The organism is Prochlorococcus sp. RS04, assembly GCF_001989455.1.
GTDB lineage: Bacteria > Cyanobacteriota > Cyanobacteriia > PCC-6307 > Cyanobiaceae > Prochlorococcus_A.
This window is the reverse complement of sequence record NZ_CP018346.1, coordinates 54,733-67,569: the sequence shown is the minus strand read 5'-3', so window position 1 is coordinate 67,569 and position 12,837 is coordinate 54,733. Positions and strand designations below refer to the sequence as shown.

The 12,837-nt window shown below is 31.7% G+C and carries 16 protein-coding genes and 1 tRNA gene; 10 read left to right on the top strand and 7 right to left on the bottom strand.

Features of this window, described 5'->3' with window-relative positions:
- Positions 1-51: 51 nt before the first annotated feature.
- The 3 genes from ureG to ureE are packed head-to-tail and all read right to left on the bottom strand — an operon-like array spanning position 52 to position 1,795.
- A complete protein-coding gene (ureG, locus tag BS621_RS00390) occupies positions 52-663 on the bottom strand; it encodes an urease accessory protein UreG (protein ID WP_077141424.1) in 612 nt (203 codons plus the stop codon).
- A 3-nt stretch (positions 664-666) separates the two neighbouring features.
- Positions 667-1,353: an urease accessory protein UreF gene (locus tag BS621_RS00385; RefSeq protein ID WP_077141423.1), complete on the bottom strand. Its 687-nt coding sequence runs from the start codon at positions 1,351-1,353 to the stop codon at positions 667-669.
- Entirely contained in the window at positions 1,346-1,795 is a 450-nt protein-coding gene (gene ureE / locus BS621_RS00380; protein ID WP_077141422.1) for an urease accessory protein UreE, read from the bottom strand. Before ureE ends, BS621_RS00385 begins: the two co-directional genes overlap by 8 nt.
- A 48-nt stretch (positions 1,796-1,843) precedes the next feature.
- Between ureE and BS621_RS00375 the strand changes: the two genes are divergently transcribed.
- Genes BS621_RS00375 through ureC form a run of 4 tightly spaced genes read left to right on the top strand, consistent with a single transcriptional unit; the run spans position 1,844 to position 5,136 of the window.
- A complete protein-coding gene (locus BS621_RS00375; protein WP_077141421.1) occupies positions 1,844-2,746 on the top strand; it encodes an urease accessory protein UreD in 903 nt (300 codons plus the stop codon).
- A 50-nt stretch (positions 2,747-2,796) separates the two neighbouring features.
- A complete protein-coding gene (locus BS621_RS00370) occupies positions 2,797-3,099 on the top strand; it encodes an urease subunit gamma (protein ID WP_077141420.1) in 303 nt (100 codons plus the stop codon).
- Positions 3,100-3,101: 2 nt separating this feature from the next.
- Positions 3,102-3,422 carry an urease subunit beta gene (locus tag BS621_RS00365; RefSeq protein WP_077141419.1) on the top strand — a complete coding sequence of 107 codons (321 nt, stop codon included), beginning with the start codon at positions 3,102-3,104 and terminating at the stop codon, positions 3,420-3,422.
- 4 nt (positions 3,423-3,426) lie between these two features.
- On the top strand, positions 3,427-5,136 hold the full coding sequence (gene ureC, locus BS621_RS00360; protein WP_077141418.1) for an urease subunit alpha: 1,710 nt from the start codon (positions 3,427-3,429) through the stop codon (positions 5,134-5,136).
- Here the strand turns inward: ureC and BS621_RS00355 are convergent.
- Positions 5,133-6,359, bottom strand: coding sequence for a glycosyl transferase (locus tag BS621_RS00355; protein ID WP_077141417.1), 1,227 nt, complete (start codon positions 6,357-6,359; stop codon positions 5,133-5,135). The two genes, ureC and BS621_RS00355, sit on opposite strands and share 4 nt — an antisense overlap.
- Positions 6,360-6,409: 50 nt before the next feature.
- On the opposite strand from BS621_RS00355, the gene BS621_RS00350 reads away from it, so the two are divergent.
- The 5 genes from BS621_RS00350 (at position 6,410) to BS621_RS09690 (ending at position 10,453) form a co-directional block, all read left to right on the top strand.
- Positions 6,410-8,170: a sugar phosphorylase gene (locus BS621_RS00350; RefSeq protein WP_077141416.1), complete on the top strand. Its 1,761-nt coding sequence runs from the start codon at positions 6,410-6,412 to the stop codon at positions 8,168-8,170.
- A gap of 2 nt (positions 8,171-8,172) precedes the next feature.
- On the top strand, positions 8,173-8,970 hold the full coding sequence (gene yedP / locus BS621_RS00345) for a mannosyl-3-phosphoglycerate phosphatase-related protein YedP (RefSeq protein ID WP_077141415.1): 798 nt from the start codon (positions 8,173-8,175) through the stop codon (positions 8,968-8,970).
- A 4-nt stretch (positions 8,971-8,974) separates the two neighbouring features.
- Positions 8,975-9,919 (top strand): kinase, encoded by a 945-nt coding sequence (locus BS621_RS00340; RefSeq protein WP_077141414.1) that lies wholly within the window; start codon positions 8,975-8,977, stop codon positions 9,917-9,919.
- Positions 9,920-10,010: 91 nt separating this feature from the next.
- Positions 10,011-10,238, top strand: a complete 228-nt coding sequence (locus tag BS621_RS00335) for a DUF1830 domain-containing protein (RefSeq protein WP_011862870.1) — start codon at positions 10,011-10,013, stop codon at positions 10,236-10,238.
- 89 nt (positions 10,239-10,327) lie between these two features.
- Positions 10,328-10,453, top strand: coding sequence for a hypothetical protein (locus BS621_RS09690; protein WP_257008987.1), 126 nt, complete (start codon positions 10,328-10,330; stop codon positions 10,451-10,453).
- A gap of 202 nt (positions 10,454-10,655) precedes the next feature.
- Here BS621_RS09690 and BS621_RS00330 read toward each other — a convergent pair whose 3' ends face one another.
- The gene (locus tag BS621_RS00330) at positions 10,656-10,928 is read right to left on the bottom strand and encodes a hypothetical protein (protein ID WP_077141413.1); all 273 of its coding nucleotides are present in this window, start codon (positions 10,926-10,928) and stop codon (positions 10,656-10,658) included.
- A gap of 67 nt (positions 10,929-10,995) precedes the next feature.
- On the opposite strand from BS621_RS00330, the gene BS621_RS00325 reads away from it, so the two are divergent.
- Positions 10,996-11,796: an undecaprenyl-diphosphate phosphatase gene (locus BS621_RS00325; protein ID WP_077141412.1), complete on the top strand. Its 801-nt coding sequence runs from the start codon at positions 10,996-10,998 to the stop codon at positions 11,794-11,796.
- Between the two features lie 210 nt (positions 11,797-12,006).
- Here BS621_RS00325 and BS621_RS00315 read toward each other — a convergent pair.
- Positions 12,007-12,080, bottom strand: a tRNA-Pro gene (locus tag BS621_RS00315).
- A gap of 27 nt (positions 12,081-12,107) precedes the next feature.
- Positions 12,108-12,836 carry a peptide-methionine (S)-S-oxide reductase MsrA gene (gene msrA, locus BS621_RS00310; RefSeq protein WP_077141410.1) on the bottom strand — a complete coding sequence of 243 codons (729 nt, stop codon included), beginning with the start codon at positions 12,834-12,836 and terminating at the stop codon, positions 12,108-12,110.
- Position 12,837: the final 1 nt, after the last annotated feature.

Here is a 12,837-nt window from a genome sequence, read left to right as displayed (position 1 = left end):
TATCAGTCGTAACTTTTTGTTGAATCCAATATATTAGGAATGGACATTTTTCTAGTTTCGATTGTTGGGTATATGTGATTCTAAAAATTGAGTTATTTCTTCAACTCCTATGCCGCTACTTAGGTTAGTAAAAAACCAAGGTTTCCCTTTTCTCATGAATTCAGTATCACTTTTCATAATATTTAGATCTGCACCAACTTTATCTGCTAAGTCAATTTTGTTTATTAATAATAAATCAGACCTTGTTATCCCTGGTCCCCCTTTTCTAGGAATTTTGTCTCCGGCAGATACATCAATTACATATATTGATAAATCTACAAGTTCTGGACTAAAACTAGATGCTAAATTGTCACCTCCACTTTCTACAAAAACAAAATCTAAAGGATTATATTTATTTTCTAAATCTAAAACTGCATTTTTATTTAATGAACAATCCTCTCTTATCGCTGTATGAGGACAACCTCCAGTTTCTACACCAATAATCCTTCCTTCCTCTAAAACTTTTTTATTTATAAGAAAGTTAGCATCTTCTTTAGTGTAGATATCATTGGTGACAACAGCTATCTCATGAGTTTTTTTCATTCTTAAGCATAGAGTCTCTACTAATGCAGTTTTTCCTGAACCTACAGGCCCAGCAACGCCTACTCTCAATTTGCTGCTCATAAATTAATTTCTAAAAAGTTTTGTATAAAGATCATTATGATTTTGTTGTGCCATAGCTAAACCTACATTGCCAAAATAGATGTCATCAATTTCTTTGTCCATAATTTCTTTAGAAACTTTTGAAATTGTTTCTAATAAGTCTCTCTGAATTAATTGTGCTTTTGTTGACCCAATAGGAATAATTCTCAATGCAGCATTAAGTTGATTCGCACTCCACGCATAGAAAAAATTCTCAACCATTTCTAACTTGGTAATTTCAAAACAATAACAAGCCCAACTCCATGCTAATGACCAGGAGTTTTTTTTATCATTTTCATATGGATATTCAAATCCAAATTCTTTGGTTAACTCAAAGAGTGATTTTGCCATTTGAATTTGTTGTTCTCTCATTTCGAGAGAGTCCTTTGATGAGAGGATCCATTTATCCAAACTTATTAGCTTTTGCAAATTACCATTTAAATCTTTGCGGCAGTTTATCTCATTGAAAATATCAAAAAAATCTAGTAAAAGTCTTGCATCGAGTCTTATCTGACCAATTTTTAGTTCACTTAAGATTAAGTCTTTTACAGAATTTGAATCTGTTAAATTTTTATTTTGAAGATAACTCTCCATTCCCTCCGAATAACAAAATCCTCCGACTGGTAAGTTAGGACTTATTAATAAATATTTTAATAAGTGACTTTTACTCATGACTATGGGCACCTCTTTCTGGGAAAAACTTTTTTTTCGTATTTTTAACATCAACCTTAAAGTTTAGAACCATATTTTTAATAACATAATCACTTTTTGTTAGAAGAATGCCTTCGCTGATTTCTACTTCCACGTGCCTATTTCCGAGATGATAGGCAGTTTTAATTAGCTCAATTTTAGAATTTGAACTTATTTCAATTAAATCTTCTGTTTTGGCAATTATCTCTACATAGAAATTGGACTCATTAGTTGAAAGAATATCTCCATCATTTAATTTGCCCTTTCTAGGTAATTGTAAAATTATTTCTTGATCACAATCAGTTATTCTTTTACCTCTTAAGATTCTTCTTTCATCTGAACTTAGAGTAAGTTTTAAAAATGAACCTAATTTCGGTTTCTCCTTAATCCAATCAGTTACAACAATTTGTTTATTCATTCTCATAATCAAAATTTTTGGTTACTTTAATTTAGTAATTAAAGAAAACAATTTATGATTAAAACTTCATGGGAAGGTAATTGTTTCTTAAATTTTTTCAATAATAAAGCAAGTTTAGGAAATGCTGATAAAACAATCTTTAAATCTAAATCAACTTCTCCTTATAAGTTGTTAAAGTCTACTCATGATCAAGAGGGAAGATGCATTTTGCCTGTTCTCCATACTGCAGGGGGATTGGTTGGAGGTGATTTACTCGATTTTGAGGTAAATCTTGAAAAAAACTCTAAGGTTTTATTGACTACTTCTTCAGCTCAAAAAGTATATGGAACAGTTGGAAGATCTAAAATCAATCCAAAAGGAAGTTTTTCAAAGCAAAAGAATCTCATAAACATTCTTGACAATTCTCATTTAGAGTTTCTTCCCCAAGAAACAATCATCTTTGCAAATGGTTTGTATGAGCAAATTTTTAAAGTATCTATTTCAGAAACTTCAAGTTTTTTATTTACTGATTTAATAAGACTTGGAAGATCTTCATCCGGAGAATCTATTGAGAGTGGAGTTTTCAGGTCTAAATTAGAAATTATGAGAAATAATGATTTACTTGATGATTGGGAATATGTTGATCAGATTGAATTATCTAAGGCAAGTTTTGTGGCCAAGTCAGGCATGGATTATATGCCCGTTTTTGGATCATTAATTTGGATTTGCGAAAAAGATTTCTCCAAGTCAAAAATAAATAATCTGGTAGGAAACATAAAAAAGATTTTCAATGAAACTAATAATAATTTATCTATTGGAATCCTTGAAAATGGAATCTCTGTACGATTCCTAGGAAGTTCTTCTCAAGATGCTAGAAAATGTTTTTTTTGTATTTGGAAACAAATCAGGTCTGTTTGTGGATTTTGTGAGCCAAAATATCAAGGTGTATGGCCTTTACAAGATTCTATGAATTATTAATTATGTTCAGAAAGAACCTTTTTTAATAATTTATAGATTAATTTTTTATTATGCATCTTTCACCTCAAGAAAAGGATAAATTATTGATTTTTTCTGCTGCGCTCTTAGCTGAAAGAAGACTCAGTCGAGGTCTTAAGCTTAATTATCCTGAAACAATTGCTTTTTTAAGTTTTCAAGTTCTTGAAGGAGCACGAGATGGTAAAAGTGTAAGTCAATTAATGTCAGAGGGAACTACCTGGCTTTCAAAATCACAAGTTATGGAGGGCATTCCTGAAATGGTTGATGAAGTTCAAATAGAAGCGGTTTTCACCGATGGGACTAAATTAGTTACTATTCACAATCCGATTAATTAGTTATGAGTAATTTAATTCCTGGCGAAATAATTCCTGAAGAAGGTGAAATCGTACTAAATCTTAGTAAGCATGTTAAAACAGTAACGGTTTCTAATTCTGGAGATAGACCTGTGCAAGTTGGATCTCATTTCCATTTTTATGAAGCAAACAAGGCTTTAATTTTTGATCGAGAAATAACAAAAGGTATGCGTCTTGACATTCCTGCAGGAACAGCAATTAGATTCGAACCGGGTGATATAACAGATGTCAAATTAGTGCCATTTTCAGGTTTAAGAAATGTATATGGTTTTAATTCATTAGTTAATGGTTCTTTAAATAGTTAAAATTATGTCTTATAAAATTGATAGAAAAACTTATGCTCAAACTTACGGACCTACCACAGGAGATAGAGTAAGGCTCGCTGATACTGAACTTTTTATTGAAGTAGAAAAGGATTTAACTACATACGGAGATGAAGTTAAATTTGGTGGAGGTAAAGTTATTCGAGATGGGATGGGACAGTCTCAAGTAAAAAGGGCTGATGGGGCTGTAGATACCGTAATAACAAATGCTTTGATCGTAGATTGGTGGGGAATAATTAAGGCTGATGTGGGTATAAAAGATGGAATGATTTTTGAAATTGGTAAGGCTGGCAATCCTGATATCCAGGATAATATTGATATTGTTATTGGTGCATCAACAGAAGTAATAGCTGGAGAGGGGCATATTCTTACTGCAGGTTCAATAGATACCCATATTCACTTTATCTGTCCCCAACAAATTGAGACAGCACTAGCCTCTGGAATTACAACCATGTTGGGAGGAGGAACTGGACCTGCAACTGGCACAAATGCTACTACTTGTACTCCGGGTTCTTTTCACATTGCAAGAATGCTTCAATCTGCAGAAGCATTTCCTATGAATTTAGGTTTTTTTGGAAAAGGAAACTCAACAAACGAGAGCAATCTTATTGATCAGGTTGAAGCTGGTGCATGTGGATTGAAGCTTCATGAGGATTGGGGAACCACTCCTTCTACAATAAATTCCTGTCTAAATGTTGCAGATAAGTTTGACGTACAAGTATGTATTCATACTGATACTTTGAATGAGGCAGGCTTTGTTGAAGATACCATCAACGCTATTGCAGGAAGAACTATTCATACTTTTCATACCGAAGGAGCAGGTGGAGGTCATGCTCCAGATATTATTAAAATCTGTGGAGAAAAAAATGTTCTTCCAAGTAGCACAAATCCAACAAGACCTTATACAAGGAACACATTAGAAGAACATCTTGACATGTTAATGGTTTGTCATCATTTAGATTCTAAAATCCCAGAAGACATTGCATTTGCTGAATCAAGGATCAGAAGAGAGACTATTGCAGCTGAGGATATCTTGCATGATGTAGGTGCCTTTTCAATTATTGCTAGTGATTCTCAAGCTATGGGAAGAGTTGGTGAAGTGATTACAAGAACTTTTCAAACCGCACATAAAATGAAAGTCCAAAGGGGCCCGCTATCGCAGGATTCAGATAGAAACGATAATTATCGAGTAAAGAGATATATTTCTAAAGTCACAATTAATCCTGCAATAGCTCATGGTATTGATAAACATGTTGGGTCTATAGAAAAGGGTAAAATTGCGGATTTGGCGTTGTGGAAACCTTCCTTTTTTGCAGTAAAGCCTGAATTAGTTGTTAAAGGAGGATCTATAGTTTGGTCCCAAATGGGTGATGCAAATGCTTCAATTCCTACTCCAGGTCCTGTACATGGTCGACCTATGTTTGCAAGTTTCGGCCAATCTCTAATTAAGAGTTCTTTTACCTTTTTAAGTAAAAATTCAATTGAACAAAATATTCCGCATAAATTAGGCTTACAAAAGAAATGTATTGCAGTAGAAAATACCAGAAATATCAATAAATCAAATTTAAAACTTAATAGTAAACTACCAAATATTTCGGTTGATCCTCAAACTTATGAAGTTTTTTCTGATGGAGAACTTCTTACTTGTGAACCCCTTGATGAAGTCCCAATGGCTCAGAGGTATTTTTTGCTTTAGAAGTTTTTAATTAATTCTTTTTCACTTATCTGTATGTCTTTTGACCCTGCAATAGCTAAATCTTCTTGCAGTTTATTCTCACAAGATAGAACTCTTGACCAACTTGGTAATTGAAGTGTAGTAGGACAAGCCAGATAATCTTCTGTAGCAGGTCTTAATAGTTTCGCAAACTTTTGTACGGATAATTCTTCTTCGTGCCTATCATATGGAAGTTGGTTAACTGCTGAATCTAATCCAAATTGTTTTACCCGATCTTCTCCAACTCTTTTGTAGAGAACTTCTAAAGTTGCTAGTTGAGTGCTAGTTAATGTTTCGGCTTGATGTTCCATGAGACCTCTTAAAACACTTGAAAGTATTTCTGTACACATTTTTTGCAATCCTTCTTTAGAAGAATCACCAATATTCTTATGTTTATGATCAAATAAACCTAGGTCAACCTGGGCTATTTTGGAGGTCCTTACATTTCTATAAACCTCTGATAATAAACCTATCTCTAAACCCCAGTCACAAGGAATTCTTAAATTCATAGCAAGGTCTTTAGTAAAAGCAAACTCACCTGCTAATGGATATCTAAAAGATTGAAGATATTGTAAAAACGGACCCTTACCAACTAACTGCTCAAGACTTGCCAATAAAGGACCCACGAATAATCTTGTTGCTCTACCTTGCAATTGATGTGTTTCCAGAGATAATCTACTGTAAAAAGCTTTTACATATGATATTCCATATGATTCATCCAGAAGTGGAAGTATCATTCTTGAAGGATATAAAGGACTAAAAGTTCTTATATCAGCATCAAAAAGAGCAACAACTTCTGATTTTCTAGTCGCAACTCCAATGCCTTGCCATACAGCCCATCCTTTACCTGGAGTTCCTAAAAGTTCTAATCCATTTTTTTCTTGGCTTTTTAATAGCTCAATTACAGAGGGAGAATTAGTCCATTGAACATGAACTGGGAATGGCATTGAGTCAAAAAATGATTTTGCTGACTTAACTTGCTCAACAGTTTTTGCGGAGAGAGCAATTACTAATTCATTTAAGCCTGTAAGGTTTTTTAAAACACCTCTAATATCTTTTAATGCTGGACGCTCAAACTCTTCATATAAGCAAGGTATTAAAATGCTAGTTGATCTTCTTTTAAGACTTTTGTTTAATTCTTTAAGTAAATTTCCTGTAACTCCATATTCATGTATTGTTGTGATTAAACCTTGTTGAAAGTCCATTTTCTAATTGATGTGCAGAATGGTATTAATACTTCGATGATTTTTTCAAAGTGAAGCAAATTGATTCAGAGAAAAAATTAGATAGATTAAAAATTGATAAATTGTTAAAAACAATTTATTCAAATCATACTACAGAAGAAATTAATTTTATCTCAAACCAATTATTACAGATTTTAGATGATTTCTCAGAGAAATCTGCTTATGAAGAAATAAGAGATAAGGAAAGGTGGAATGAATCTCATTCAGTTTTGATAACTTATGCAGATAGTATTTATAAAAATGGTGAGGCAACGTTAATAACTCTTAGGAATTTATTAAGTAAACATTTTGGAAGTCTTTCTAAAGTTGTACATATTCTTCCTTTTTTGAAATCTACAAGTGATGGAGGTTTCGCAGTGTCAAGTTATGATTCTCTAGAAGAAAAATTCGGTGGTTGGGATGACCTCAAAAGTATTTCTAAAAATCATGATTTGATGGCTGATTTGGTACTAAACCATGTCTCATCATCTCACCCATGGGTACAACAATTTATTAAATCCCAAGAACCAGGTATATCAAATGTTTTTTCACCGGAACAAAATCTTGACTGGTCAAATGTAGTGAGACCTAGAAGTTCCTCTTTGTTTTCTCAAATAAATACTGATGATGGTCCTAAACAAGTTTGGACAACTTTTGGGCCAGATCAAATTGATTTGAATTGGCATAATCCTAAAATGACTCTTGAGTTCTTAAATTTAATTACTACTTATTTATCTAATGGAATTAAATGGTTAAGGCTTGATGCTGTAGGTTTTATATGGAAGGAATCAGGGACCACATGCTTACATTTACCTAGAGCACATTCAATTGTGAAACTCTTAAGAGTTCTTTTAAATAATCTTCTTGATGATGGAGTTTTAATAACAGAAACCAATGTTCCTCAGAAAGAGAATCTATCTTATCTCATTCCTGATGATGAAGCCCACATGGCATATAATTTCCCATTGCCTCCTCTTCTCCTAGAGGCAATTATTACTTCAAGAGCTGATATTCTAAACTCATGGATTTTTGATTGGCCCAATTTACCTGAAGATACCACTTTATTTAATTTCACTGCATCGCACGATGGCGTTGGGCTAAGAGCTCTTGAGGGTTTAATGAATGAGCAGAGAATTAAGGATTTATTAATTAATTGTGAGAAAAGAGGAGGATTAGTAAGTCATAGACGTTTATCAAATGGTGATGATAAACCTTATGAATTGAATATTAGTTGGTGGAGTGCAATGGAAGACTCCAGTAGAGATGCTAAAAGATTTCAATATGAGAGATTTATTTTGAGTCAACTATTAGTAATGGCTCTTAAAGGGGTCCCTGCATTTTATTTGCCAGCATTACTAGCTTCAGAAAATGATATTAAAAGTTTTTCTATGACAGGTCAAAGAAGAGATCTAAATAGAGAAAAGTTTAAATCAGAAAATCTTTCAGCTGTTTTAAATAATCCTGAATCTAATGCTAATAAAAACTTAAAATATCTTCGTAATGCTATGGACGTCCGATCAGAATTAAAGCAATTTCACCCTTGTTCACAAATGAATTGTTTGTCTAAAGGTAGAAGTGATATTGTTGTAATCAAAAGAGGTATAGGACCTGGGTCTGTTTTTGCAATCCATAATATGACTGAAAATAAAATTAATTATCAATTGAATGATAATGATCTACCAAAAATAATTGATAATGATTTCAATACCCATGATTTTTTAACAACAAATAAATACAATTGCAAAAATATTAGTCTTGATCCTTTTCAAGTGATTTGGCTTAGTGCTTTATAAAAATGATAGAAAATTCTTCTATTTGGGTAGTAAGTGATGTAGATGGTACTTTAATGGATCACTCATATGATTTATCACCTGCTAAAGAAACTATAAAAAAACTACAAAAATTGTCTATACCCGTAATTCTTTGTACAAGCAAAACCGCTTCTGAAGTAAAAGTTATTAGAAAAGAACTTAACTTGACGGATCCTTATATTGTTGAGAATGGTGCGGCAATATATGGTGAATCTCTTAAAAGAGTAAATGGAGAAATTATTCTTGGAATAAAGTACGAATCTCTTGAAGAAATCCTAAATTTTATTTCTAAAGAAATTGATTACAAACTTACTCCTCTTAATAATCTCACTGATCAAGAAGCCACTCAGCTTACAGGTTTAGTAGGCAAATCATTGAATTTAATGCGTGATAGACACTGGAGCATGCCTTTTTTAAATCCGCCAAGTTTTTTAGAAGAGAAAATTAATATCTGTTGTAAAAAATTTAATGTTGATATTTTTAAGGGCAATAGAATGAGTCACTTATTATCTACAAAATCGAATAAAGGAAAAGCAATAAAGGCTCTTAAAGAATATTCAAATGTTCATAATATTGAAATTATAGGTTTAGGCGATTCTCCAAATGATTTGCCTCTACTTTTAAACTCAGATATTAAAATAGTTATTCCTGGAATAAATGGACCTAACTCAAATTTACTAGATCAATTAAAAGATTTGGAATTTACTTTGGCTTCTGAACCAAATGGATATGGTTGGAAAAATGAAATCAATAAATTAATAAATGATAGAGAACTAAGTTAGAAAGATGAAAGATTTAGATATTAATTTTCCTCTTGAAAAATTTGAAAAATTAATTGTTGATATTGGTTGGGAATCCTTGGATGATTGGTTCAATTTTTGGAATAATAAAAGAAACATTCTTTCAATTGATCAATATTGGAACAATAAGGTAAATGATGATTGGATTTGGGGTTTGGCTTTACCTCTTTTATCTCAGGCTTATAAATTGCATAATAATTTTTCTGATAGAAAAATTATTGGAATCTCAGCTCTTCCTGGCACAGGTAAAACAACACTAGGTAAATGGCTCGAAGCTATATCGTTAAAATTTAACTTCAAAATTGCGGTTATTTCAATTGACGACTTTTATCTCCCTTCAAATGAAATGAAATTAGCAATTCAGAATAATCCTTGGAATGTTTCAAGAGGTTTTCCTGGAAGTCACTCAGTAAAATTAATGCATGAAAAATTATTAAATTGGAAGATAAATGGAGAATTAAATGTACCAGTTTTCGATAAATCTTTAAGAAATGGTTTAGGAGATAGATCTCATTGGAGATTAGATAATCCTGATTTATTAATTCTTGAGGGATGGTTTTTGGGAATAAAACCTTATTCTATTGACATAAATGATAGATCCATAAATACAACAGATTTGAGTCTTCATGAATCATCTTATGTATTAAAAATTCAAAACAACCTAAAAGAATATTTAGATATTTGGAGTTTAATAGACAATATTTGGCACTTAAAGCCATTGAAGATTGAATATATGAATATATGGAAAACAAATCAGGAAAAAGAAATGTTTTTACAAAAAGGTAACGCCCTTAAAGATGAAAATTTATCTAATTTCTTGAGAATGCTCAATGTCTCAATTCCTCATAAAAGTTTTGATGTTATAAAATCCTATGCGCTTTTATTAATTGATCAAGAAAGAAAGTTAGTTGAGGCTGGATTGAATTTGTAGCATTTTCTAAATTTCTTTTTTTTCAGTAATTTTTTATACATTTTTTTTAGTGCTTAATAGTGTTTAATTATTTATATTTTGCTGTTTAGAGATGGTTGAGTTTTCTTACAAAAATGAAGGCTGTAGGATGGTTGTCTTGAGATGTATTGGTCCATCAAATTTTTTCTTAGAAAGAGTTTTATTCCCAACTGACATTCTTACTTTTATGGCCCCAAATGATTCAAGAGTTGAAATCTGGGGAAATGAATTATATGGTCCTAAGTTGGAAGAAAGAATAAGAATTTCTGCTGATAACGAAGATTCGACTTTAGTGGCATAAAACAGATATTATTTAATTGTCTTCGAGTCAAAATTTTTTACAAATACCTATTTTTTATTGATATTATCAAACTAGTTTTAGTTTTATAGATGTATTATTTTTCTTCCTTTGCAATAGGCGGTTTCGTTCCTTCTGCAGCCATAGCTGGAGTTTTACTTTTAGTTGGATTAGGAGCGTTCTTTTATCTTGGTATTAAAGGACCCACAGATTATTAAAAAATGAGTTAGCAGAAAAATTTTAAATTTTTCATAACCTTTTTGAACAAGTTACCATTATGGATTTAACAACTATTTTATTTATATTAAGCTTACCGTTCGTTTTGTTGACAGTTTATTTTGGGACAAAAAATGATTTTTACGAGAGTGAAAACTATAAAGGAGATGGCTGCGCTCACGATGTTAAAAGGTAACTTTAATTCTAATTACCTCCAAACACACAGGTCCATCTACTATCAAATTGCCAAACAAGTTTGTATATTTCATTAGTAATTTTTTCGCCTGCCTTATTACAAGTATCTAAATCTCTCATCGGAATAGAATGTAAAGAAGGACTTGTTATTCCGCTAACCTCTGGCCTTCCTCCCGGTCCTTGTCTGTAGGTTCCAATTATTAACCAATAGTTAGCTTTCGCAGAACCAGAAAAGATTAAGGAAAAAAGAAAAAATAATATTAAAATAGATTTTTTTTTCATTTATTTATACTAGCTTTTAATTTTTGAATGTAAATTGCTATTAATTAATTAGGTAATTTAATAATTTTTGGAATATTTAAAATTCGTTTTATATGGATTAATTCAAGGGTTGACGGAATTTATCCCTGTAAGTAGTACAGCTCATTTAAAAATCATATCCCTTTTTTTAGGTATTGATGATCCTGGAGCTTCATTGTCCGCGACAATTCAACTAGGCAGTGTTCTAGCTATAGCCTGGTATTTTAGGAATGATATTTTTAATTTCAGAAGTCAATCTTCCAATAATTTTCTTGAATATCTCTTACATGAAAGATTGTTAAGGTCTATTTTGATTGGTACTATTCCAATCGTTTTGCTTGGTGGGTTTATAAAAATATTTATCCCTTCTTTTTTTGAAAACGTTCTTCGATCAAATTTATCAATAGCATTGGTCTCATTTCTGATGGCTTTTTTTATGTACTTGGCAGATAGTGCGAAAAGAGGTTCTATTAATATAAAAAACCATAAATATTCAAATAGTTTTTTAATAGGTTTCTTTCAAGCATTTGCAATTTTTCCTGGTGTATCAAGATCGGGGGTCACTATTTCTAGCGCTTTAATATCAGGATGGGAAAGAGGAGATGCTGCGAAATTTTCTTTTCTTTTAGGGATGCCAGCTATTTCTCTTGCTGCGATCGTTGAGTTTATTTCTTCTTTTAATGATTTCTTTGCATTAGGTTTTTTTCCTCTATTTGTTGGTCTTATAACTGCATTTTTGTCTTCTTTATTAGCAATAGATTTCTTATTAAAGTATTTTTCTTCAAATGGGTTGAAAATATTTATAATCTATCGAGTATTTTTTGGTGTTGTAATTCTTCTGAATACATAGTTGGATGTAAAAAAAATTTTTTGTAATTGTGTTATGGTTTTAAAAAATTTCTTTCTAATGAACATTTTTATATCTTTCCAATTAGGTGAAGTTGAAGTTTCAAATCTTACAATATTGGTTTTAGCTTTTTTTTCTTCTTTTACTTTCATAGCGGTAGGCATAAGTTCATATAAACTGTACAAATCGCTTATTAATGAAGAAGATAAATAATCGGAACGGCGGGATTTGAACCCACGACCCCCACTACCCCAAAGTGGTGCGCTACCAAACTGCGCTACGCCCCGTGTCTTTACTATAAAGATTAGATTGATTTAAATGTTATTCTTTATAGGATTGTTATCAGATCTCAATACACACTTGTCAACTTCCCAATTAAAGTTTTCCCATATATGGTCTTCTAATTTATAGTTGCTTCCAGTAAATACTCCTAACTTAACTTTTGTAGGTGAAGCGGAACAATACTGCCTGCTTCCAGCTGATGCAAGGTATTGTTGATGGTATTGTTCAGCATAAAAATATGAATCAATCATTTTTATTTCTGTTTCAATTAAACCATGATTATTTTTGCTTAGTTCCGTTTGATATTGCTCCTTACTGGCTAATATGGTTTTAATATTATTTTCATTTTTGTAATATATTGCTGATCTATATTGTGTTCCCAAATCATGACCCTGTCTGTTTTTTTGAGTAGGGTCGTGACATTCCCAAAACATTTTTAATAAATCACTTACATCAATTTCCCTTTTATCCCATATAACTCTTACAACTTCTGAATGACCAGTTAAGCCGGAACATACTTCATAATAAGATGGATTGTTTTTTTCCCCTCCAGCATAACCTACAGATGTTGTGATAACACCAGGTAGTTTCCAAAAACATTTTTCAGCACCCCAGAAACAACCACATCCAAAAATTATTTCATCTTCTTCTGAATTAGGATCTTTTTTGATATCTGTTTTTAATATTCTATGTAAGGCATAAGCATCATTAGTTAAATTTACCTCATCATTATTCATAATGTTTTTCAGGAATTTAAACATA